Here is a 20133-nt window from a genome sequence, read left to right as displayed (position 1 = left end):
ACGCGCCGGCTATCTCCTGGCCCGGCGCGGCGGACGTGAGCCCGCATCACGGCCGTCCGCGGCCGAGGCCACAGCGCTCTCCAGGAGCTCGGTCGGACCGCCGAGCGCCCGCGTCAGGCGAATGGCCGCTTTCAGCAGCAGCGACGACATCGTCTTGATGCTCTCCCGCGTGAAGCGCGGCTTCGGCCCCGAGAGCGACAAGGCGCCGGCGCATTTGCCGCCGGGCCCGAATACGGGACAGGCCAGCCCCGCGCAATCCGGATCGCGCTCGCCGAACGACACCGCAATGCAGCTCTCGCGGATGTCGTCATAGGCCTCGCCCTTCTCGCCGTCGAAAGCGAGGATAATCCGGCCGGCCGCGCCGCGATCGAGCGGCAGCAGCATGCCGGCCTCGACCCGGTCGAGGGTCGAATGCTGAGAATCGACGCGAAAGATGCAGAGCCTGCGCTTGGCGTCATGCCGCACATGAAACGAGGGACTCTCGGTGCCGTCGGCCACGAGCTGGCGCAACAGCGGCATCACCCGATCATGCAGATTGTTGGCGCGCTGATAGACCGCGCCCAGCCGGAACGGCGTCGCGCCGAGATGATAACGGCCGTCGGACAATTGCACGAGGTAGCCGAACTCCTGCAACGAGCTCATCAGCCGCAGCAGCGTGCTCTTGTACATGCCGGTGCGCCGGGCGAGCTCGGCCAGCGCCATCGGCTCGGGCGCGTCCTCGAACGCCGCCAGGATCGTCAAGGCGCGGTCGACGGCGGCGACACCGGGCGAAGCCATGCAGTCTCCTTTTGAGGGAATCCGGACGGGTCGATCAACTTTGCGATCACCGGAAAGTACGCATCGCCCATGCCCTTGTCGATCGTCTCCTCGAAGATCGTGCGCATCAGCCCCGCGCCCCTGAGGTTGAGGCCGGCCTCCTCGCCGAGCGCCAGAGCGTAGCTCAGGTCCTTCATCGCATATTCGGTCGAGAAAGCCCGTAGCGGAAACTCCTTGGCGAGGATCGCTTTCATGCCGTGATTGCGGAGCGCGAAGCTGTCCGCCGACCCCTTCGACAGCGTCTCCAGCAGGAGCTTCGGCTCGACGCCGCTGTGCTTGGCGAGCGCGACGGCTTCCGCCAGCGCATTGACCGTCTCGAACAGCACCATGTTGTTGAGGATCTTTGTCACCTGCCCTGCCCCGGTGCCACCGCAGAGGGTGACGTCGGTGGCGAAATGCCGGATCAGCGGCTCGACCTTTGCGAACTGCTCCGGCGTCGCGCCGACCATGACGCTGAGGGTGCCATCCTGCGCCGCCTGGCGGGTCCGGGCGATCGGCGCATCGATCCAGAGCGCGCCCTTTTCAGCCAGTTGCCGGGCGAATTCGCGCGTCATCCCGACTTCGGATGTACCGAGATCGATCACGGTCTGTCCGCTCCTGATCGACGGCAGGATGCCGCCTTCGAAGGCCGACAGCACATGCTTCGCGCTCGGCAGGCACAGGAAGATGATCTCGCTGCCGCCGACGACGTCGCCGACGGATTTGGCCGCAGTCGCGCCATCCGCGACGATCCGCGCCAGCGGATCCGCGGCGAGATCGAACGCCAGCACCGTCCGCCCGCTCTTGCGCAAGAGGTTGCGGCAGATCGGCTCGCCCATGACGCCGAGACCGATGAACCCGATCAATCCAGACATTCCGTACTCTCCTCAAAAGCCAGCGGTGGGCAGGCGCAAGCGCCCGCCCGCCGATATTCCTACTTGACCAGCGGACAGCCGCCCTCGCTCATCGGCCGGAAAACGTCATCACCCGGCTTGGAGCTGACGACCCGGTAGTAATCGTATTTGTACTTGGCCTCCTCCGGCTTCTTCACCTGCACGAGGTACATCGTGTGCAGCACGCGCCCGTCGGGCCGGATTGCGACATCCTTATTGTACATGTCGTTCACTTTCATCTCGTGCATTTTTGCCGCAACGGCCGTCGCGTCCGTCGTGCCGGCGGCCTTGACGGCGGCGAGATAGTGGCGGACCCCGCTATAGACACCCGCCTGCACCATGCTCGCGACCTTGCCGTCCATCAGCGCGGCGTAGCGCTTCGACCACGCCCGCGTCTCCTCATTGAGGTCCCAATAGAACGAGGTCGTCACCTGCAGGCCCTGGGTGACCTTCAGGCCGAGCGAATTGACGTCAGTGATGAAGACGAGCAGACCGGCAAGCTTCTGACCGCCCTCTACGATGCCGAACTCGCCGGCCTGCTTGATGGCGGTCTGCACATCCGCGCCGGAGGTCGCAAGGCCCACGACGTCGGCCTTGGAGCCCTGCGCCTGCAACAGGAACGAGGCGAAGTCGGCGGTGCCGAGCGGGTGCGCGGCCGAGCCGATCACCTTGCCGCCGGCTGCCTCGATGAACTTCGTTGCGTCGCGCTGCAACGCATGGCCGAAAGCGTAGTCGGCGGTGACAAAATTCCAGGTCTTGCCGCCGGCGCGCGTGATCGCGTCGCTGGTCAGCTTGGACAGCGCATAAGTATCGTAGTTGAAGTGAAAGCTGATCGGCGAGCAGGACTTTCCGGTGAAGTCGGATGAGCCGGGGCCGCTGATCACGAAGATCCTGTTCTTCTGCTTGGCCACTTCGAGGATGGCAAAGCCGGCGGACGAGGCCGCGCCGTCCGCGATCATGTCGACGCCCTCATTGTCGAACCATTTGCGCGCAGTAGCCGAGGCAATGTCAGGCTTGTTCTGATGATCGGCCGAGATGATCTCGATCTTCTTGCCGAGGATCTCGTTGCCGAAATCCTCCGCCGCGAGCTTCGCAGCGGCGACCGAGCCGCGCCCGCCATTGTCGGCGAACACACCGGACTGGTCGTTGAGGACGCCGATCCGGATGACATTGTCAGCGGCCGACGCCACACTCGCCTGTGCGGCCAGAACGGCCACCGCAATCCAACGCAACTTCATACGATACGACTCCACTTTACGAACTTTGCTTGTCGAGAATGTCTTGCAGGACGGGCGCTATGTAGCGGCGGAACTGCGCGGGGTTCTCACTCATGGGGAAATGGCCGAGCCGCTCCATGACCGCGGCCTTGGCGCCCGGAATGCCTGCCGCAGTGCGCATCGTGTCGTCCGGCGTGCAGGAAAAATCGTACTCGCCGGTCAGGAGGTAGAGCGGGCACTGGTTGACATCGATGGCACCGATGCGACCGCGCAGATCGCCGTCGACGCGATAAAAATAGAGGTCGCCCTTGAAGATGCCGGGGCCGCCCTGCTTGTAGCCCCACAGCGTCTCGTTTCGCGCCGCTTCCGGGCCGTTCGGTGCGATCAAGCCGGACACGAGCGCTGCGCAGACTTCACCGCCATGAACGTCGGGCCGGTTGAGCCAGGCGGTGTCGTACCAGGGTTGCTGGAAATCGGCGGCCTCGAGCCCGATCAGCGCGCGGAACTCGCGGGCGTGCTCGATCGCGAGGTTCAGCACGATGCGGCCCCCGATCGAGCAGCCAATCACCACTGGCCATTCCAGTTTCAGCGCCTTGCAAAAAGCGCGGATCGTCGCGGTATAGCCTGCCGTGGTGAGCCGGTATTCGCTGCCATATTGGCTGTCCGGCGGATTCGATTTGCCATGCCATGGCATGTCGAAGGCGATGACGCGGAAGTTTTTGGTGAACTCCTCATCGACGAGCAGATGACGCCACTGCCGCGCATCGGAGCCCGCAGTGTGCAGGCAGACCAGCGGAATGCCGCTACCGTTCTCCTCGAAATAGATGCGATTGGTTTCGCCGTTGATCTCGACATGCACGTAACGGCCGACGATCGGCTCGATGAAGCCGTTCATGACGGGCCTCCGAAACCGTTGCGGCGCGGCAGCGCCAAGAGATCCTTGAAATACTGCAGATGCGCCATGAAGGGATGCAGATCGCCTTCGAGCGTCGCCTGCCCGCGCTTGGTCAGCGCCAGAAGATCATGCCAACCGGGCGGCGGCATCGTCTGCCAATAGGCCGCGAATGCCGCCGGCGTCGCGCGATAGGCGAACCGCCAGGACCGCATCAGCACCGGCGCGGGCGCCATGTCGATGATCTGCCCGGCACGGATGGCGACATGAAACGGCTGCGTGCTCGGGCCGAGCAGACAATCGACGTCGAGCCAGCGGCCGCGTGCGATCAGCGCCGCGTCGCGCGCCAGCAACTCCGGAATTGCCCTGAAGCTCGCGACGACAGCGTCTGGCGAAAATGACACCGGCGGATCGCTGCTCTGGCCACGGTCGAATTCCATTGCTCCACCCTCGATCGAGTCGTTCTACCCTACAGAACGATATTCTATTTCTTCCGTTGTTCTATACAGGCCCCGCACATGAACTCAAGCCCGCCTCGATGTCATGGGTGCGCCGTCCCCGACGCCGGACAGCGGCACCACCAAGATGCTCACGGGAATGAATGGGCCCAAGCAACGCCGCGAAGGCGTATGCAAGCCGCCTCGGTCAGGCCTCGAACACGCGCGTGAAGAGCCAATAGCCGCCGAGCAGGCTGATCGCCGCGGATACGGCATAGACCAATCTTGCCGCCCTGACCGGCTTGGCCGGATCAGGCGCGATCAGCCGATCGAACAGGCCGAGCGCCGGCATGACGATCGCGACGATTGCTACCTGCCCGATCTCGACGCCGATATTGAACGCCGCGAGCGCCGGCACGATCGCGTTGGCCGGCAGGCCGACCTCCCGGAGCGCGCCGGCGAAGCCAAAGCCATGGATCAGCCCGAACAGAAAGGTCACGCGCCAGCGCTTGTCGATGTCGCGCGAAAAGAAATTCTCGACGGCCACGAACACGATCGAGGCGGCGATCGCAGGCTCCACGATGCGACTCGGAATGACGACGAGGTCCAGCGCCGCCAGCGACAGCGTGATGGAATGGGCGATGGTGAAGGCAGTGACGATCTTGATCACCGGAATGAGCCGGCGCGCCCACAGCACGACCGCGATCAGGAACGCGACGTGATCGTAGCCGAGGAAGATGTGCTCGATGCCGGTGAGAAGATAGCGCTGCATTGTCGACCACAGCGGCGGCGCCGGCGCCGACAGCGTGACGGTGGTATTGCCGGCATCGAGCAGCGCCTGCGCCTCGGACTTGCCCTGCGCGACCAGCACGACCTGGCGCGCGGTCGGATCCTTCTCGGTCAGCACAGTGGAGCGATAGACGATGTCGCCGGCGACGCCCGCGCAGGCAAAGCTGTTGCGATAGATGACGCCATCGCCGTCCGCCAGGATCGCCGCTGTTCCGGCGCTGCAGGCTGTGCCGTCGGCACCGGTCACGGCGAGATGTGCTTTCATGTACGCGAGGATCGATGCGGCAGCCGCATCGACCGCGGCGGGATCGACCGCGTCCGCCTTTGCGTCGTAGATCTTGATGCCGACGAGGCGGTCGACGTCACTGCCCTTGAGCGCCACCTCGACGGTCACGGTGCGGTCGGCGGCCAGCGCCAGGCGCGCCGTCGAGAGATTGACCTGGTGCGCGCACGCCGGCACGCCGAAGCCGAGCAGGACGATGCCGAGCAGGAGGCGGAGCAAGCTCATGATCCTGCTCCGACGGCGCGGAGCAGCTCGGTCAATCGGCGCATCTCGAACTCGGCCACGGTGACCACCGCGCCATCGGGCGCGAGACGTGCGTAGCGGTCGAGACTGTCGGCGGACGTGCCGAACTCGAGCCTGGCCAACGGCGCAGCCGCATCGCGCGCGAAGACCAGCACGATCAGGCTCGGCAGGTTGAGCCCGTAGCGGGCGAGTTGCGACGGATCGGCCGGTCCGACCCAGGTCTCGACTGCGGCGGCATCGAACGCACGCAGCGCCGCGTCGATGATGCGCGCCTGCTCGGGATCGGCGACGTGCACGAGGTTGCCGGCGGAGTGATTGTGCTGACCGAGATGGCGGAACCAGTTGCCGGCGGCGTCGCGTTCGAAGCGGGTGAGCTTGCCGGCATAGACGATCTCGAGCGCCCAGACCTGCGCCATCGAAACCGGCAGCAACAGGCTCCTGCCACGGCTTGCCGCGTCCGGCCCGGACGTGCCGTGCAGACGGCGTGCCATATCGAGCGTGACCCTCCACTCCTCCCCGACATGGCGCGGCATCAGATACACTGCGGGACGCCCGGCGATCCGGACGTAATGAGAGGTGCTCGCCGGGTTGAGCGCGCCCACATTCACGGACGTCGTCGAACCATCGGCGGTCTCGATCACGGCAACCGTTGCGGGTGGATCGAGACCAAAGGCGGCGAAGCTCGCCGCCGTGAGTTCCGCGGCTAAAATTTCGCGTGCGGGCTCGCTGACGGTGACAAGCCGCAGCGCCGTTTTGAGATGCGATCTGAGTTCGACCGGCACGGCGCCATCCAAGCCCTCGATCGTCCACTCGCCGGCCTTACGCAACAGGACGACGCTGTCGCCGTCAGAGCGAATCTCCACCCGCTGCGCGTCGGCGGGCGCGATCGTCACGAGCCCCTTCGGTGCGAATGCGACCTTGCTGCGCAGCTCCGGCCATTGCCCGCTGACGATCAAGACACCCAGCAGTGCCATCAGGCAAACAGCGAGCAGCGGCGTCAGCCATCGGACCATCGCGCGGGTGGCCGCCCGGTCCCTCACCGTCGCCTCCACCACATTGCAACACCGAACAGCGCCGTGCTCAGCGGCAGCAGCACCTCCAGCACGATGAAGGTGTCCCGCATCTGGCTGCTGGTCAGCACGATCTCCGGCAGCTTGAAGGTCTGCGGGGCGACGCTCGGCGTCGCGTCATCCTCGGCGAGCCAGCGCAGCATGGCGAGCGACAGCTCACCATTGGAGACATAGGGGAAATATTCGTTGCTGGCGACCTTGCTGGTGCCGGCCACGACCAGGCGGAAGCGTTTGCTCGGCGAGGCTCCCGGCCAGCTACCTTCCAGCGCGACTGCGAGCGGCTGTGCGCTCCGCTGCGCGTTTGGCGGATCTCCGCCTGTCGTAGCCGCAGCCTTAGGCGATCGCAGATAGCTGTCCTGGCTGCTTGCGGCCAGCACTACAAGGCTCACCCCGGACGGCGGACGCGACACCGCGATCGGCCGCGCCTGCGGAAACACGGTGAGCGCCAGACGCTTCGTGATCGGATGCGGCGGATAGTATGGCACCGCGACCTTGTCCGCATCGGTGCGGAAATGATTGAGGGGATCGATGACGATCGCCGCTTCACTCGACAATCCCACGGGCTTGAGCAGTAGCCGCTCGAGATCACCACCGATCTCTGACAGCGGATCGATCAGGAGCAGCAACCGGCCGCCGCCCTTCACATAATCGCCGAGCAGCACCGCCTCGTCAACGGTGAAAGCCGTACGCGGGCCGATATCGGCAACAACCGAACAGTCGGGCGGGATGCTGGTCGCCGTCACTGTCACGAGCTCGCGCATCTCGAAGCCGATCTGGTTCAGAGCCAGCAAGAGCCGGTCGAGCGCTTCGGGCGCGGTTTCCAGCACGTCGCCGGCACCGGGCGTCTCGTGGCCCTTCAGGGTCTCGACATGGCTGAAATGGAAGTGCGAGGGCAGCGGCCGAAACGTCTCGCCATGGCCGGTGACGAAGCACACCGTCTCCACGCGCTTGCGCAGCACGCTCAATGCCGCATAGCCGATGCGGGCGGGATCGATGACGTTTTCGACCAGGACCTTGCGATCCTCGGCCTGCAGCACCGCCGTATTGTAGGCGCGCACGCCGAGATCTCGGGCAAGACCGGGCTCCTTGTCGAGATCGATGGCACGGAACGCCAGCAACGGATGGTTGCGCGCGGCGGTCTGAACGAGGTCACGGACAGAGATCGCGTTGGCATCGCTCGCATTGTAGAAATAGGTCAGCGCAAGCGGCGTTCGCAATTGTGCGATCACGTCGATGAGCTGCTGCGGCGGCGTGTTGCGTCCTTCCCGGCTGACGTCGAAATGCACGTCGTGGCGGTAGAGCGCGACATTGGCGCCGATGACCGCCACGACCGCGGCGACTACGATCGACGCGTTCGCAAACCAGGCCGACCAGCGCAAGCCGCCGCCGCGCAACGGAAGCCGGATTGCCAGCATGAAAAGCGCGAGCAGAGCGAGGAAGCAGGCGGCGAACAACAGGCTGTTCGATGCCGTCTCGCCGAATCCTGCAAAGCCGATCGCGCCACTGGCGATGGCGCCGGCCGCCAGGACGAGGAGCGCGATGTTCGATCTGGCAGATCCGCTCATCGCCTTGCCCTCTCACCGCCGTGCCAGGGCGCGGACCGTCAACAGCAGCATCAACAGGGTGACGCTGAGGAAGAAGCCCACATCGGACAGATAGATCGAGCCGACGGCAAAGGGACGGAAATGCACCGAGAGCGAGAGGTTCACCACCAGCGTGTCGGCGGGGCTCGGCAGGAGCCAGCCGAAATTGTCGATGATCCAGAGCAGGAGGAACACGCTGAGCGACATCAGCGCCGCAATCACCTGGTTGGCCGTCAGCGCCGAGGCCAATAGCCCCGTGCCGACCAGCGCCGCTCCAAATAGCAAAAGCCCGAAATAGCCGCTGTAGATCGGGCCGAAATCAGGATCGCCGAACCAGGCGAGCGCGGCCGCGTAGGCGCCTGAGAGCAGGAGCATGACGACGATCAGGCTCATCGCGGCCAGGAACTTCGCCAGCACGATCGCGACCTCGGAGACCGGCGCGGTCAGGAGAACCTCCAGCGTCTTCAGCTTCCGCTCCTCCGCGAACAGCCGCATGGTGATCAGCGGCACGGTCAGCATGAACAGCACGAACATCTGGAAGAAGATGTGCACCATGCTGGGCTGATGGCTGAGGAACAGCGTGAGCGTAAAGCTGTAGCCCATGATCAGCAGGAACACGGTCATGAGCACGTAGGCGATCGGCGAGGAGAACAGCGCCGTCGCTTCCTTACCCAGCAGCACCGCAAAGCTTCTCATGCGGCCGCCTCCGGTCGCCGAGTGAGATCGAGAAATACCCGTTCGAGATCGGGCCGGAGCTCGGTCAGCTCGCGCACCGGAATTTGCGCTGCGACCAGGGCGGAGACCAAGTCGGCCGCAAGCGCGGGACGCCGCTCCGCCCTGACGAGGAAGCGTCCCGCACTGTCCGGATTCGCGACAATTTCGCGCACACCGGCGACCGCCTTCGTCGCACCGCGCACGACATCTTCGGCCGCGTCCACCGACAGACGCAACATCAGATCCTGCGCGGCATCTTTCAGCGCATCGGATGTCAAAAGCACGCCATCGAGCAGGATCATCACGCGCGAGGCGATCTTCTCGATCTCGGGCAGGACGTGCGAGGCCAGCAGCACGGTGTGGCGGCCGGCCAGCGACTGGATCAGGTCGCGCACGGCGATCACCTGATGCGGATCGAGCCCGCTGGTCGGCTCGTCCAGCACGAGAACCCTGGGATCACCGAGGAGCGCTTGCGCGATCGAGACCCGCTGGCGGAAGCCGCGCGACAGCTTGCCGGTCGTCAGCTTCATGACGCGCGCAAGATCGAGCCGCTCGGTCGCCTCGTCGACCGCTGCCCTCGCCTTCGGCCCGTGCAGTCCCTTGAGGCCGGCCATGAAATGCAGGAATTCGCCGACCCGCATGTGGTCGTAAAGCGGCGCGTCTTCCGGCACATAGCTGATGGCGCGACGCACGCCGAGGGAATCTTCCACAACATCGTAACCGGCAACCTCGATGCGTCCCGAGGTCGGCACCAGATAGCCGGTGAGCATGCGGAAGATCGTGCTCTTGCCGGACCCGTTCGGCCCGAGCAGGCCGACAATCTCGCCGGGCGAGATCGTAAAGGACACGTCAGCGACGGCGCGCCGCGGGCCGTACCATTTCGTGACGCGCTCGGCGAGAACGACCGGAGAGACAGCCGGAAGCATGGAGACTCTACACACCCCTCTGGCAAACACCGCCTAAGCCTACCGCGCAAAATCCCGGGCGCGAAGGCCCGGGATGACGACGCGCGCGGAACGACCCGAGGTCGCCACTCACTCGTAGAATTCGGGCGAGTGCTTGTGCGCCTTGAACACATCGGGGTCGTGGGCATAGATGATGTCAGCGCCCTCGGTGTCGCGAACCCGCTTCACCCAGGCGTAGGCATCGAGCATGCCGACGGGATCATAGACGCTGCCGATGCTCGGCAGGATGTTCTTGTCCAGATTCTCCTGGAGATAGACGGCATCGCTGGTCAGCACCACCGTGCCCGTCTTCGGCAGGCGCACCACCAGGATCTGGCTTCCGGGCGTGTGCGATACGGTGCGGTGGATGAAGACACTGTTGTCACCGAACAGGTCGAGATCGCCATCAAGCTCGATGGTCTTGTACTTGGCCGGCATGCCGCCGCCGACGCTGTTGCGCAGCATGGCGAAATCGTCAGAGATGAAGAAGGTGGCATAGCCCGGCGCCGGCCAGAACGCGTTCCTGATCTCGTCGCGCTGGAACACAAAGGTCGAATCCAGGAACTTACCGATGTTGCCGGCATGATCGACATGGAAATGGCCGAGGACGACATATTTGATATCGGACGGCTTCACGTTGATCTTGGAAAGCTGCGCGTCGATAGCGACGTCGGGCGAGCGGCCCGGATCAAGCGCCTTCACGAACGGGCCCCAATAATCGGGGTCCTTGATGATGCGGTCGTTGTTGCCGCAATCAAACAGAACGTCGCCCTTGGGATGGCGGATCAAGAAAAAGCCGACAGGAATCTGGACCTTGCCGCTACTGCCGTTCTGAATGATCGACTTGTCGAGATTGAGCGCCCCCGAAGAGAAGACGTAAAGCTTCATCTCCTTTGGCGGTTCAGCGGCCAGCGCGGCAGCCGACATAAAAAAAAGTCCTGCGGCCAGTGAGCCAAGGACCTTCGACGCAGTCACCCGCATGTCGTCCTCCCTGTTTTCGACGCACTTTTTTCAGCGGATGTGGGTATGCTACCATAGTCTCATACGGCTGTGCAGGCTCAAGGCACGCAGCCGGGCAAATAAATCAACCGGTGCCAAGCGCGGTTTTGTGCGCTGCAATTGGCACCGCTGGGGCGCTCAGGCGACCACGTCGGCCACGATCGTCTTCAGGACGTCCCGCACGTCGGCCGGCCTGAGCCGCACCTGCAGGCCGCGTTGACCGCCATTGACATAGACCTGGTCATGGGCGAGCGCGCTTTGCTCGATCACGGTGCGCACTGGTTTGCGTTGTCCGAACGGGCTGATGCCGCCGACCTTGAAGCCGGTGACGCGTTCGGCTTCGAGCGGCTTCATCATTTGCGCCGACTTGCCGCTGGCGGCACCAGCGAGCTTCTTCATCGAGACTTCCTGGTCGGACGGAACGATGACGCAGACCGGCTTGCCGTCGACCAGTGCCATCAGCGTCTTCAATACGCGCGCCGGATCTTCGCCGAGCGCAGACGCCGCCTGGAGCCCGATGCTCTCGGCCTCGGGATCGTAGTCATAGGTGTGAAGGGTGAAGGCAACACCGGCGGCAGCGAGCGCGCGGGTTGCGGGGGTGGCTTTGGACATGCGCAATGTCTAGCATTGCTTCGCGGAACGGTCATCGGGCCGCGCTTCGCGCAGGGCCGACAGCTCGCAACGACGGGCTTGAGGTACACGCAGTCCACAATCTCGGTGTCATCGCCCGACTTGATCGGGCGATCCAGTATTCCAGAGCCGTCTGTAGCTTAATCGACGAGCCGCGGAGTACTGGATGCTCCGGTCCCGGCTTCGCCAAGGCTGCGCCGGGCCACGAGGCTGCTCGGCCGCCGAAGCTTTAGCGAAGGCGGCAAGCCGGGGCATGACAGTGTTCAATGTGGCAAGCCTCGCCTGCGATGGCAGCCAGTACGCACTCACTCCGCCGCGTCGCGCATCTCGACGCGTTCGGCTCTCGCCGCGCAGAACTTGAACTCCGGGATCTTTCCGAACGGATCAAGCGCCGGGTTGGTCAGGAGGTTCGCCGCCGCTTCCGCGTAGCAGAACGGCATGAACACCATGTTCTCCGGTACGTCGCGATCGGAGCGCACCTTGACCTCAACCGCGCCGCGGCGGGTCTCAAGCCGGATGAAATCGCCGGGCGCGAGCTTCTTCTTCCGCATGTCCTTCGGCGACATGAACGCGACCGCCTCGGGCTCGATCTGGTCGAGCACCTGCGCGCGACGCGTCATCGAGCCGGTGTGCCAGTGTTCGAGCACGCGGCCGGTCGACAGCACCATCGGAAATTCGTCGTCGGGCACCTCGTCCGGCGGGACGACCTTGGCCGGCACGATCTTACCGCGGCCACTCGCGGTCGGGAAGCCCGTGGTGAAGATGATCTCATTGCCGGGCTTGTCGGGATCGTCGACCGGATAGGTGACGGCGCCTTCGCGCACCAGCCGCTCCCAGGTGATGTTCTTGAGCGACGGCATCAACTGCGCCATCTCGGTGAAGACATCGCCGAGGCCCGAATAGTTCCACGGCAGGCCCATGCGCTTGCCGATCTCCTGGATGATCCAGAGATCCTGGCGCGCATCGCCCGGCGGCTTGATGACCTGGCGCGCGAGCTGGACGCGGCGATCGGTATTGGTGAAGGAGCCGTCCTTCTCCGCGAACGCCGAGGCCGGCAGAATGACGTCGGCGTGGAACGCGGTCTCGGTGACGAAGAGATCCTGCACCACGAGATGATCGAGCATGGCGAGCGCTTCGCGCGCATGCTGCAGATCGGGGTCGGACATCGCGGGGTTCTCGCCCTCGATATACATGCCCTTGATCTCGCCGGCATGGATCGCGTTCATGATCTCGACCACCGTCAGGCCGCGGACAGGATCGAGCTCCTGGCCCCACAGCTTCTCGAAACTGGCACGCATGTCGTCGCGGCCGACCGGCTGATAGTCGGGGAAGAACATCGGGATCAGGCCGGCGTCGGAGGCGCCCTGCACGTTGTTCTGGCCGCGCAGCGGATGCAGGCCGGTGCCTGGGCGGCCAACCTGGCCGGTGATCAGCGCGAGCGCAATCAGGCAGCGCGCATTGTCGGTGCCATGGACGTGCTGGCTGATGCCCATGCCCCAGAAGATGATCGAGGATTTGGCCCGCGCATAGGTTCTGGCGACCTCGCGCAGGGTCTGCGCCGGGATGCCGCAGATCGGCTCCATCTTCTCCGGCGTGAACTCCTTGATCTTCTCCTTCAGATCCTCGAAGCCTTCGGTGTAACCGGCGATATATTGGTCGTCGGTCAGCCCTTCGGTGATGATCGTGTTGATCATCGCATTCAGCATGGCGACGTCGGAGCCGGGCTTGAACTGCAGATGCTTGGTCGCATGGCGGGACAGCGACTGCCGACGCGGGTCCATCACGAAGAGCTTTGCGCCCTGCTTGGTCGCGTTCTTGATGAAGGTCGCCGCGACCGGATGGTTCACGGTCGGATTGGCGCCGATCACCCAGATCACTTCCGCATCCATCGCGGCAGAGAACGGCGCCGATACCGCGCCCGAGCTCAGGCCCTCGAACAGCGCCGCCACCGATGAAGCGTGACACAGCCGCGTGCAGTGATCGACATTGTTCGACCCGAAGCCGGTGCGCACCAGCTTCTGGAACAGGTAAGCCTCCTCGTTCGACCCCTTGGCCGAGCCGAAGCCGGCCAGCGCTTTGACACCCTTCTCGTCGCGGATCTTGACCAGGCCCTTGGCGGCGATGTCGAGCGCTTCCTCCCACGACGCTTCGCGGAAATGGGTGAAGGGATTGGCTGGATCGACCTGGTCGTTGGCGTCCTTCTTCGCATTCGGCAGCCGCACCAGCGGCTTGGTGAGACGATGCGGATGGTGGATGTAGTCGAAGCCGAAGCGGCCCTTGACGCAGAGACGATTGCGGTTGGCCGGGCCGTCGCGGCCCTCCGCATAGATCACCTTATCGTCCTTGACCTGGTAGGTGACCTGGCAGCCGACGCCGCAGAACGGGCAGAGCGAATCCACCTTCTTGTCAGCATAGGTGACGCGGGTCTGCGCCTCGTCGAGCATCACGGCCGGCATCAACGCGCCGGTCGGACAGGCCTGCACGCACTCGCCGCAGGCGACACAAGTCGACTCGCCCATGGGATCGTCGAAGTCGAACACGATCTTGGCGCCGGCATTACGATAAGCCATGCCGATGACGTCGTTGACCTGGACCTCGCGGCAGGCGCGCACACACAGGCCGCACTGGATACAGGCGTCGAGATTGACGCGCATCGCCGGATGGCTGGCGTCGGTCGCCCAGCGCTCGGCGGCGGGAAAGCGACTCTCGGTGACGCCGGTGGTCTCGGCCCAGTGCCAGAATTTCGAGTCCGGATCGTGCGAGGTCGCACGCGCCGGCTGATCGGCAACGAGCAGCTCCATCACCATCTTCTGCGCGGCAACCGCGCGCGCACTCTCGGTCTTCACCTTCATGCCGACCGACGGCGTGCGCTTGCAGGAGGCGGCGAGCACGCGCTCGCCCTCGATCTCGACCATGCAGGCGCGACAGTTGCCGTCAGGCCGGTAGTCCGGCGCGGGCGAATAGCAGAGATGCGGGATCTCGCGGCCCTGGCGCTGTGCCACCTGCCAGATGGTCTCGCCCGGATTGGCTTCGACCTGCTTGCCGTCGAGCTCGAATGTAATTTTCGTCATTCAGCCGCTTCCTTGAACTCGTCAGGGAAATATTTGATCACGGAAGTGAGCGGATTCGATGCCGCCTGTCCGAGCCCGCAGATCGAGGCATCGCGCATCGCCTGGCTCAATTCTTCCAGCAGTGCACGGTTCCAGACCGGCCGCTGCATCAGCAGCGCAGCCTTCTGGGTTCCGACGCGGCACGGCGTGCACTGGCCGCAGCTCTCGTCCTCGAAGAACTTCATCAGGTTCAATGCCGCCGTTCTCACGCTGTCCTTCTGCGATAGGATCACGATGGCAGCGGAGCCGATGAAGCAGCCGTATTTCTCCAGAGTGCCGAAATCGAGCGGGATGTTGTCCATTGACGCCGGCAGGATGCCGCCGGAAGCGCCGCCCGGCAGGTAAGCGTAGAAGGTGTGGCCGTCGGCCATGCCGCCGCAATATTCGTCGATCAGCTCGCGCACGGTGATGCCGGCGGGCGCGAGCTTCATGCCGGGATTCTTCACGCGGCCGGAGACCGAGAAGCTGCGCAGGCCGTGACGCTCGTGGCGGCCGTGGCCCTTCCACCAGTCGGCGCCCTCCTCGACGATGTCGCGCACCCACCACAGCGTCTCGACATTATTGATAAGCGTCGGCAGGCCGAACAGGCCGACCTGGAACGGATAAGGTGGCTTGTGCCGGGGCAGGCCGCGCTTGCCCTCGATGCTTTCGAGCAGCGAGGATTCCTCGCCGCAGATGTAGGCACCGGCGCCGCGCCGCATGTGCAGCGTCGGACCGCCCGCGGGGAGCTTTGCGATCTCGCGCTCGAGAATTGCACGCGCGGCCGGGTATTCGTCGCGCAGATAGATGTAGATTTCGCCGGCCTGCACCACATGCGCGCCGATCAGCATGCCCTCGATGAAGCGGTGCGGATCGGTCTCGAGATAGTAGCGGTCCTTGAACGTGCCGGGCTCGCCCTCGTCGCCGTTGATCGCCATCAGCCGCGGCCCGGGCTCCCCTAACACCGCGCGCCATTTGCGCCCCGTCGGGAAGCCTGCGCCGCCGAGGCCGCGCAGCGAGGCGTCGTCGAGCGACTTCAGGAGATCGTCCGTCGACAATTCGCCCGAGCGCACGCGGTCGAGCAGCTTGTAGCCGCCGCCGGCGACATAGGCGTCATAGTCGATGTATTTCGGCACATGGGCGTGCGTGTCGCCGGACTTCGCAGCCGCGAGCACGTCGCCGACCGTGGCGTGGTCGACGAAATTGTGTCCCACTTCCGCAGCCGGCGCCGTATCGCAGCGACCGACGCAGGGCGCGCGCACCACGCGGATGCCGGGGCCGCTGGTGCGCTGAAGGTCTTCAAGCAGCTTCTCGCCGCCGAGCATCGCGCAGGTGAGCGAGTCGCAGACGCGGATGGTGAGCGGAGCGATGTCCGGCTCGCCTTCCTTCACCACGTCGAAATGCGCGTAGAAGGTCGCGGTCTCGAACACTTCGGCGAAAGCGAGCTTCATCTCGTCGGCAAGGGCCGCGAGATGTGCGGCCGAGATCTGGTGATACTTGTCCTGGATCAGGTGCAGATATTCGATCAGCAGGTCGCGCCGCCGCGGCTTATCGCCGAGCAATTGCGCAATCTCGTGCGCTGCCGTGGGATCGACCTGCCGCCCCTTGGGCGTGGCCTTGGCGCGCCGGCGCCCCTCGCCCGGGTGTTCGAATTCGAGAACCTTGTGAACGTCGTGGCTGCTCATGGAAACGCCGCGTTCTCCTCAAAATCGCGATGATTGCCGGCAGGATCGCCACCGCGAACCGCCGTCATTTCCTGGCCTGATCATTCGGGAACCGCGTCTCCCGCGTCTTGCGGATCAAACCTCATTCCGAGAAACCTTAGCCTGTGGTATGCCAGATGCAAGACAATTTAGAACGCCTCTATAATGATTTAGGGGGCAGGCAGGGCGCCCGCCATGCCCCCCGAAACGTTCTATTGCGGAACCTAGCCGTCAGGTCTGTTCATGCACTCCTTGATGCAAGACACCGCGGGAAGCCGAGCTTCAGCCTCCCGCGGCGGTGAGCTTGCGATCAGAAGATCTTCACCGCGCTCTCGACCGTCTTGTACACGCCCCAGGCCAGCGGGATTCCAACGAACGCCCAGAACAGCGCGGCCTTGGCGTCCAGACCGCCCGTGCCGATGCCAAAGGAACCATGCTGGATCGCAGCCTCGCCCTTGGCGCTCGCGGCCTGGAGCTTTGCAACCTCCTCCTCGCTCATGTTCCACTTCGGATCGACCGGCTTGACCAGATAGTTGCAGATCAGGCCTGCGATCAGCATCGCGCAGAGAATGTACATGGTCGTGTTGTAGAGCTGGTCGCGCGGAACGCCCGCCGCGAGCTGGAACTCGCGGATGTAGTTCACCACGACCGGACCGATGATGCCGGCGGTCGACCACGCCGTCAGCAGCCGGCCATGGATGGCGCCGACGAACTGCGTGCCGAACATGTCGGCCAGATAGGCCGGCACGGTCGCGAACCCGCCGCCATACATCGAGAGGATGATGCAGAAGGCGAGCACGAAGAACAGCTTCGAGCCCATCGCCGCGAAGGTCGGCGCCAGCGCGTAGAGCACGATGCCGAGCAGGAAGAACGTATAGTAGGTATTCTTGCGGCCCATATAGTCGGACATCGACGCCCAGAAGAACCGGCCGCCGATGTTGAACAGCGACAGCAGGCCAGCAAAGCCGGCCGCGATACCCGCGATGACCGCCTTTTGGTCAACCGAGAGCTGGCCGAAAGTCAGCTCGGGATGACCGATCAATTTGCCGGCGAAGATTTCCTGGAGCATGGGCGAGGCCATGCCGATCACGCCGATCCCCGCCGACACGTTCAAGCAGAGCACCCACCAGATCAGCCAGAACTGCGGCGTCTTGTGCGCATTGTCGAGGTGCACGTGATGCTCGGTGATCATCGACTTCTTTTCGCTCGGCGGCGTCCAGCCTTCCGGCTGCCAGCCGGTCGGCGTGACGCGATAGGCAAACGCGCCGATCATCATGAACACGAAATAGATCACGCCCATGGCGACGAAGGTTTCCCAGACACCGACGGACGTCGGCGTCTTGAAGTAGTTGATCAGCAGATTGGCCAATGGCGCGCCGATCATGGCGCCGCCGCCAAAACCCATGATCGCCATGCCGGTCGCCATGCCGCGGCGATCCGGAAACCATTTGATGAGAGTCGATACCGGCGAGATGTAGCCGAGGCCGAGCCCGACGCCACCGATCACGCCGCAGCCCAGCCACATGATCCAGAGCTGGTGGACGTAGACACCGAAGGCGCCGATCAAGAGACCGCCGCCCCAGCAGAGCGCAGCGACGACGCCCGCCTTGCGCGGACCGACACGCTCGAGCCAGCCGCCCCAGATCGCGGCGGAGACGCCGAGCAACACGAAGAACAAAGTGAACATCCACCCGAGGCTGGCGACCTTCCAGTCGCACGTCGTGGTGAACAGTTCCTGCCACAGCGAGATGTCCGGGCACGCCTTGCTCTGCGTGATCCCGATGGCGCGCGAGAGCGGCAGCCAGAACACCGAGAAGCCATAGGCCATGCCGATGCAGAGATGAATGCAGAGTGCCGCCGGCGGCACCAGCCAGCGATTGAAGCCGGCCTTCGCGACGGTGTGCTCGCGATCGAGAATTCCCGCGCCGGCGCCCGACAGCCTTCCAGCGCTTTCAATTGTAGTCATACACATCCTCCCCTGCAGGACACCCTTCTGAGTGAACCTGTTGCTATGACCCTTGTCCTCAGCCCGTTGCGGCGCATCTGTCCCCGCCGCCCCGCACAAAGTTTCGGCACGCGCCAGGATCACGACGCGCACTCCAGACGTCTAACCCCTTAGGTGGGGGTCTATGCCGCACGCCACGCGGTGTGGCTTCACATCGGCCAGCTTGCTCCACGTATCGCTGGCACGATTCAACCTCCGCGTCCCCACGGAAATTGTCAATTGGGACAGACGCGATGGTGATAGACAAATGGTTGGTATCAACGAGGTGACGGCCTCAAGGACGCGGCGCACCATTGGCGTTTTCTATTGATGCATTTGCCTTCTCTATCAAGAACACGATGCGCGCGTCATTACGCTCGGTGATCTCGACCTTGTCGCCGGTCTCGCGGATCAGGTTGGGAATGTCGATCACCGACAGCGGGTCGGTGCAGTGCACTTCGAGCTGATCGCCCGGCTGCAGTGGTTTTAGCGCCTTGCGCGTTTTCAAGGCAGGCAACGGGCATTTCAGCCCGGTGAGATCGAGCGTGGTCCTGGTCATGGGCGCAACATGGCGGGGCAGGTCGATGGCGTCAACGCGAGGGTCTTCAGATCAGGTCGGCATAAGGAAGAAAGCCGACACTCTGTCCCGGCTCGACAAGCGTGATGCTCTCGCCGAGTTCGACCAGACCGTCGGTCTCGACCAGTGACGACAACAGCCCGGCGCCCTCGCGCGGGAACTTGATGACCTCCAACGCGCCGTCCTCCTCCGCGCGTCGCAGCGAGACCCGAACATATTCACGCCGGCCGGCCTTCTTCTTGTAGGTGAAGGCCGCACGCACGGGCATCGGCGTCAGGGGCTCGGGCGTGCTGCCCGCGAGCGCCAGCACCGTCGGCCGCACCACATGGACGAAGGTGACGAAGCTCGCAACGGGGTTGCCGGGCAATCCGATCAACGGCGTGCCGCCAATGATGCCCATCGCCACCGGCCGGCCGGGCTTGATGGCCATCCGCCACAGCACCAGCGAGCCGACGCTCTCGACCGCCGCCTTGACGTGATCCTCCTCACCGGTCGAGACGCCACCGGTGGTGAGGATCAGATCGTGCGCGCCGGCGACCTGCTTCAAGCCGTCGGCGAGCGAGGCACGCTCGTCGCGCAGGATGCCGAGATCGCTGACCTCGCAGCCGAGACGGCGCAGCATCGCCATCAGCATGAAACGATTGGAGTCGAAAAGCTGCGACGCGGCGCGCGGCTCGCCGGGCGACGCCAGCTCGTCGCCGGTCGAGAACACCGCGACGCGGATGCGCCTGACCACGTCGAGCTTGGTCAGACCGAACGCCGCGGCGAGCGCAACATGCTGCGGCAGCAAGCGCTGGCCGGCGCGCAGCGCGACGTGGCCTTGCGGAATGTCCTCCCCCGCGGGTCTGACGTTGGCACCCGCCTTCAGCCCCGGCGGCAGCACCACCTTGCCCGATTCATCGACGCGCACGTCTTCCTGCATGAAGACGGTCGCGGCACCGGGCGGCATCGGCGCGCCCGTGAAGATGCGCGCGGCGTAGCCGGGCTTGATCGGCGCCTGCGCAATGCCACCGGCCTGGATACGGCCGTCGAGCGGGAACGAGCGCGCCTCGCCTTGCGGAAGGTCCGCATTGCGCACCGCATAGCCGTCGACGGCGGAGTTGGTGAAAGGCGGCAGCGGCAGCGGCGCCGCGATATCGCGCGCGAGCACGCGCCCGTCCGCTTCGACCAGGCTCACCGTCTCGAGATCGGCGACCGCGTTGACGCGGGTGGTGATCAGGCCAACGGCCTCGTCGACCGACATCATCGGTCCCCCGAAGGCAAAGCAATCGTCGGACAGTTGCGCCATAGT

The 20133-nt window shown here is 64.6% G+C and carries 17 protein-coding genes; all 17 read right to left on the bottom strand.

Going from position 1 to position 20133, the window contains the following annotated elements:
- Window positions 1-9 precede the first annotated feature (9 nt).
- Entirely contained in the window at window positions 10-777 is a 768-nt protein-coding gene (locus MTX21_RS37020; RefSeq protein ID WP_280969371.1) for an IclR family transcriptional regulator, read from the bottom strand.
- Window positions 738-1670, bottom strand: a complete 933-nt coding sequence (locus MTX21_RS37015) for an NAD(P)-dependent oxidoreductase (protein WP_280969370.1) — start codon at window positions 1668-1670, stop codon at window positions 738-740. Before MTX21_RS37015 ends, MTX21_RS37020 begins: the two co-directional genes overlap by 40 nt.
- Before the next feature lie 59 nt (window positions 1671-1729).
- On the bottom strand, window positions 1730-2926 hold the full coding sequence (locus MTX21_RS37010) for an ABC transporter substrate-binding protein (RefSeq protein WP_280969369.1): 1197 nt from the start codon (window positions 2924-2926) through the stop codon (window positions 1730-1732).
- Window positions 2927-2942: 16 nt separating this feature from the next.
- On the bottom strand, window positions 2943-3800 hold the full coding sequence (locus MTX21_RS37005) for an alpha/beta hydrolase (RefSeq protein ID WP_280969368.1): 858 nt from the start codon (window positions 3798-3800) through the stop codon (window positions 2943-2945).
- Window positions 3797-4237 carry a hypothetical protein gene (locus MTX21_RS37000; protein ID WP_280969367.1) on the bottom strand — a complete coding sequence of 147 codons (441 nt, stop codon included), beginning with the start codon at window positions 4235-4237 and terminating at the stop codon, window positions 3797-3799. Before MTX21_RS37000 ends, MTX21_RS37005 begins: the two co-directional genes overlap by 4 nt.
- 205 nt (window positions 4238-4442) lie before the next feature.
- Complete coding sequence (locus tag MTX21_RS36995; protein WP_280969366.1) at window positions 4443-5531, bottom strand: HupE/UreJ family protein; 1089 nt, start codon at window positions 5529-5531, stop codon at window positions 4443-4445.
- A complete protein-coding gene (locus MTX21_RS36990; protein ID WP_280969365.1) occupies window positions 5528-6589 on the bottom strand; it encodes a DUF4340 domain-containing protein in 1062 nt (353 codons plus the stop codon). Before MTX21_RS36990 ends, MTX21_RS36995 begins: the two co-directional genes overlap by 4 nt.
- Window positions 6586-8184, bottom strand: a complete 1599-nt coding sequence (locus tag MTX21_RS36985) for a Gldg family protein (RefSeq protein ID WP_280969364.1) — start codon at window positions 8182-8184, stop codon at window positions 6586-6588. The genes MTX21_RS36990 and MTX21_RS36985 overlap by 4 nt, the downstream gene beginning before the upstream one ends.
- A gap of 12 nt (window positions 8185-8196) precedes the next feature.
- Window positions 8197-8898: an ABC transporter permease subunit gene (locus MTX21_RS36980; RefSeq protein WP_280969363.1), complete on the bottom strand. Its 702-nt coding sequence runs from the start codon at window positions 8896-8898 to the stop codon at window positions 8197-8199.
- Entirely contained in the window at window positions 8895-9842 is a 948-nt protein-coding gene (locus tag MTX21_RS36975; RefSeq protein WP_280969362.1) for an ABC transporter ATP-binding protein, read from the bottom strand. Before MTX21_RS36975 ends, MTX21_RS36980 begins: the two co-directional genes overlap by 4 nt.
- A 108-nt stretch (window positions 9843-9950) precedes the next feature.
- On the bottom strand, window positions 9951-10787 hold the full coding sequence (locus tag MTX21_RS36970) for an N-acyl homoserine lactonase family protein (RefSeq protein WP_280969361.1): 837 nt from the start codon (window positions 10785-10787) through the stop codon (window positions 9951-9953).
- 210 nt (window positions 10788-10997) lie between these two features.
- Complete coding sequence (gene ybaK, locus MTX21_RS36965) at window positions 10998-11471, bottom strand: Cys-tRNA(Pro) deacylase (protein ID WP_280969360.1); 474 nt, start codon at window positions 11469-11471, stop codon at window positions 10998-11000.
- 323 nt (window positions 11472-11794) lie between these two features.
- Window positions 11795-14560 (bottom strand): formate dehydrogenase subunit alpha, encoded by a 2766-nt coding sequence (gene fdhF / locus MTX21_RS36960; protein WP_280969359.1) that lies wholly within the window; start codon window positions 14558-14560, stop codon window positions 11795-11797.
- Window positions 14557-16263: an NADH-ubiquinone oxidoreductase-F iron-sulfur binding region domain-containing protein gene (locus MTX21_RS36955; protein ID WP_280969358.1), complete on the bottom strand. Its 1707-nt coding sequence runs from the start codon at window positions 16261-16263 to the stop codon at window positions 14557-14559. The genes fdhF and MTX21_RS36955 overlap by 4 nt, the downstream gene beginning before the upstream one ends.
- A 328-nt stretch (window positions 16264-16591) precedes the next feature.
- On the bottom strand, window positions 16592-18247 hold the full coding sequence (locus MTX21_RS36950; protein WP_280969357.1) for an OFA family MFS transporter: 1656 nt from the start codon (window positions 18245-18247) through the stop codon (window positions 16592-16594).
- Between the two features lie 313 nt (window positions 18248-18560).
- Window positions 18561-18824, bottom strand: a complete 264-nt coding sequence (locus MTX21_RS36945) for a sulfurtransferase TusA family protein (protein WP_280969356.1) — start codon at window positions 18822-18824, stop codon at window positions 18561-18563.
- 46 nt (window positions 18825-18870) lie between these two features.
- Window positions 18871-20130, bottom strand: coding sequence for a gephyrin-like molybdotransferase Glp (glp, locus tag MTX21_RS36940; protein ID WP_280969355.1), 1260 nt, complete (start codon window positions 20128-20130; stop codon window positions 18871-18873).
- Between the last annotated feature and the right edge of the window lie 3 nt (window positions 20131-20133).

This window comes from Bradyrhizobium sp. ISRA430 (assembly GCF_029909975.1).
Taxonomy (GTDB): Bacteria; Pseudomonadota; Alphaproteobacteria; order Rhizobiales; family Xanthobacteraceae; genus Bradyrhizobium.
Note: the sequence above shows the minus strand (reverse complement) of the source record. Positions and strands in the feature narration are given on the sequence as shown.

What these genes read in the sequence shown, in the direction of transcription:
- MTX21_RS36980 (WP_280969363.1), bottom strand. Translation starts at nt 8,898, where the DNA reads ATGAGAAGCTTTGCGGTGCTGCTGGGTAAGGAAGCGACGGCGCTGTTC.
- fdhF (WP_280969359.1), bottom strand. Translation starts at nt 14,560, where the DNA reads ATGACGAAAATTACATTCGAGCTCGACGGCAAGCAGGTCGAAGCCAAT.
- MTX21_RS36975 (WP_280969362.1), bottom strand. Translation starts at nt 9,842, where the DNA reads ATGCTTCCGGCTGTCTCTCCGGTCGTTCTCGCCGAGCGCGTCACGAAA.
- MTX21_RS37000 (WP_280969367.1), bottom strand. Translation starts at nt 4,237, where the DNA reads ATGGAATTCGACCGTGGCCAGAGCAGCGATCCGCCGGTGTCATTTTCG.
- MTX21_RS37020 (WP_280969371.1), bottom strand. Translation starts at nt 777, where the DNA reads ATGGCTTCGCCCGGTGTCGCCGCCGTCGACCGCGCCTTGACGATCCTG.
- MTX21_RS36950 (WP_280969357.1), bottom strand. Translation starts at nt 18,247, where the DNA reads ATGACTACAATTGAAAGCGCTGGAAGGCTGTCGGGCGCCGGCGCGGGA.
- MTX21_RS36945 (WP_280969356.1), bottom strand. Translation starts at nt 18,824, where the DNA reads ATGACCAGGACCACGCTCGATCTCACCGGGCTGAAATGCCCGTTGCCT.
- ybaK (WP_280969360.1), bottom strand. Translation starts at nt 11,471, where the DNA reads ATGTCCAAAGCCACCCCCGCAACCCGCGCGCTCGCTGCCGCCGGTGTT.
- glp (WP_280969355.1), bottom strand. Translation starts at nt 20,130, where the DNA reads ATGGCGCAACTGTCCGACGATTGCTTTGCCTTCGGGGGACCGATGATG.
- MTX21_RS37010 (WP_280969369.1), bottom strand. Translation starts at nt 2,926, where the DNA reads ATGAAGTTGCGTTGGATTGCGGTGGCCGTTCTGGCCGCACAGGCGAGT.
- MTX21_RS37005 (WP_280969368.1), bottom strand. Translation starts at nt 3,800, where the DNA reads ATGAACGGCTTCATCGAGCCGATCGTCGGCCGTTACGTGCATGTCGAG.
- MTX21_RS36985 (WP_280969364.1), bottom strand. Translation starts at nt 8,184, where the DNA reads ATGAGCGGATCTGCCAGATCGAACATCGCGCTCCTCGTCCTGGCGGCC.
- MTX21_RS36970 (WP_280969361.1), bottom strand. Translation starts at nt 10,787, where the DNA reads ATGTCGGCTGCCGCGCTGGCCGCTGAACCGCCAAAGGAGATGAAGCTT.
- MTX21_RS36995 (WP_280969366.1), bottom strand. Translation starts at nt 5,531, where the DNA reads ATGAGCTTGCTCCGCCTCCTGCTCGGCATCGTCCTGCTCGGCTTCGGC.
- MTX21_RS37015 (WP_280969370.1), bottom strand. Translation starts at nt 1,670, where the DNA reads ATGTCTGGATTGATCGGGTTCATCGGTCTCGGCGTCATGGGCGAGCCG.
- MTX21_RS36955 (WP_280969358.1), bottom strand. Translation starts at nt 16,263, where the DNA reads ATGAGCAGCCACGACGTTCACAAGGTTCTCGAATTCGAACACCCGGGC.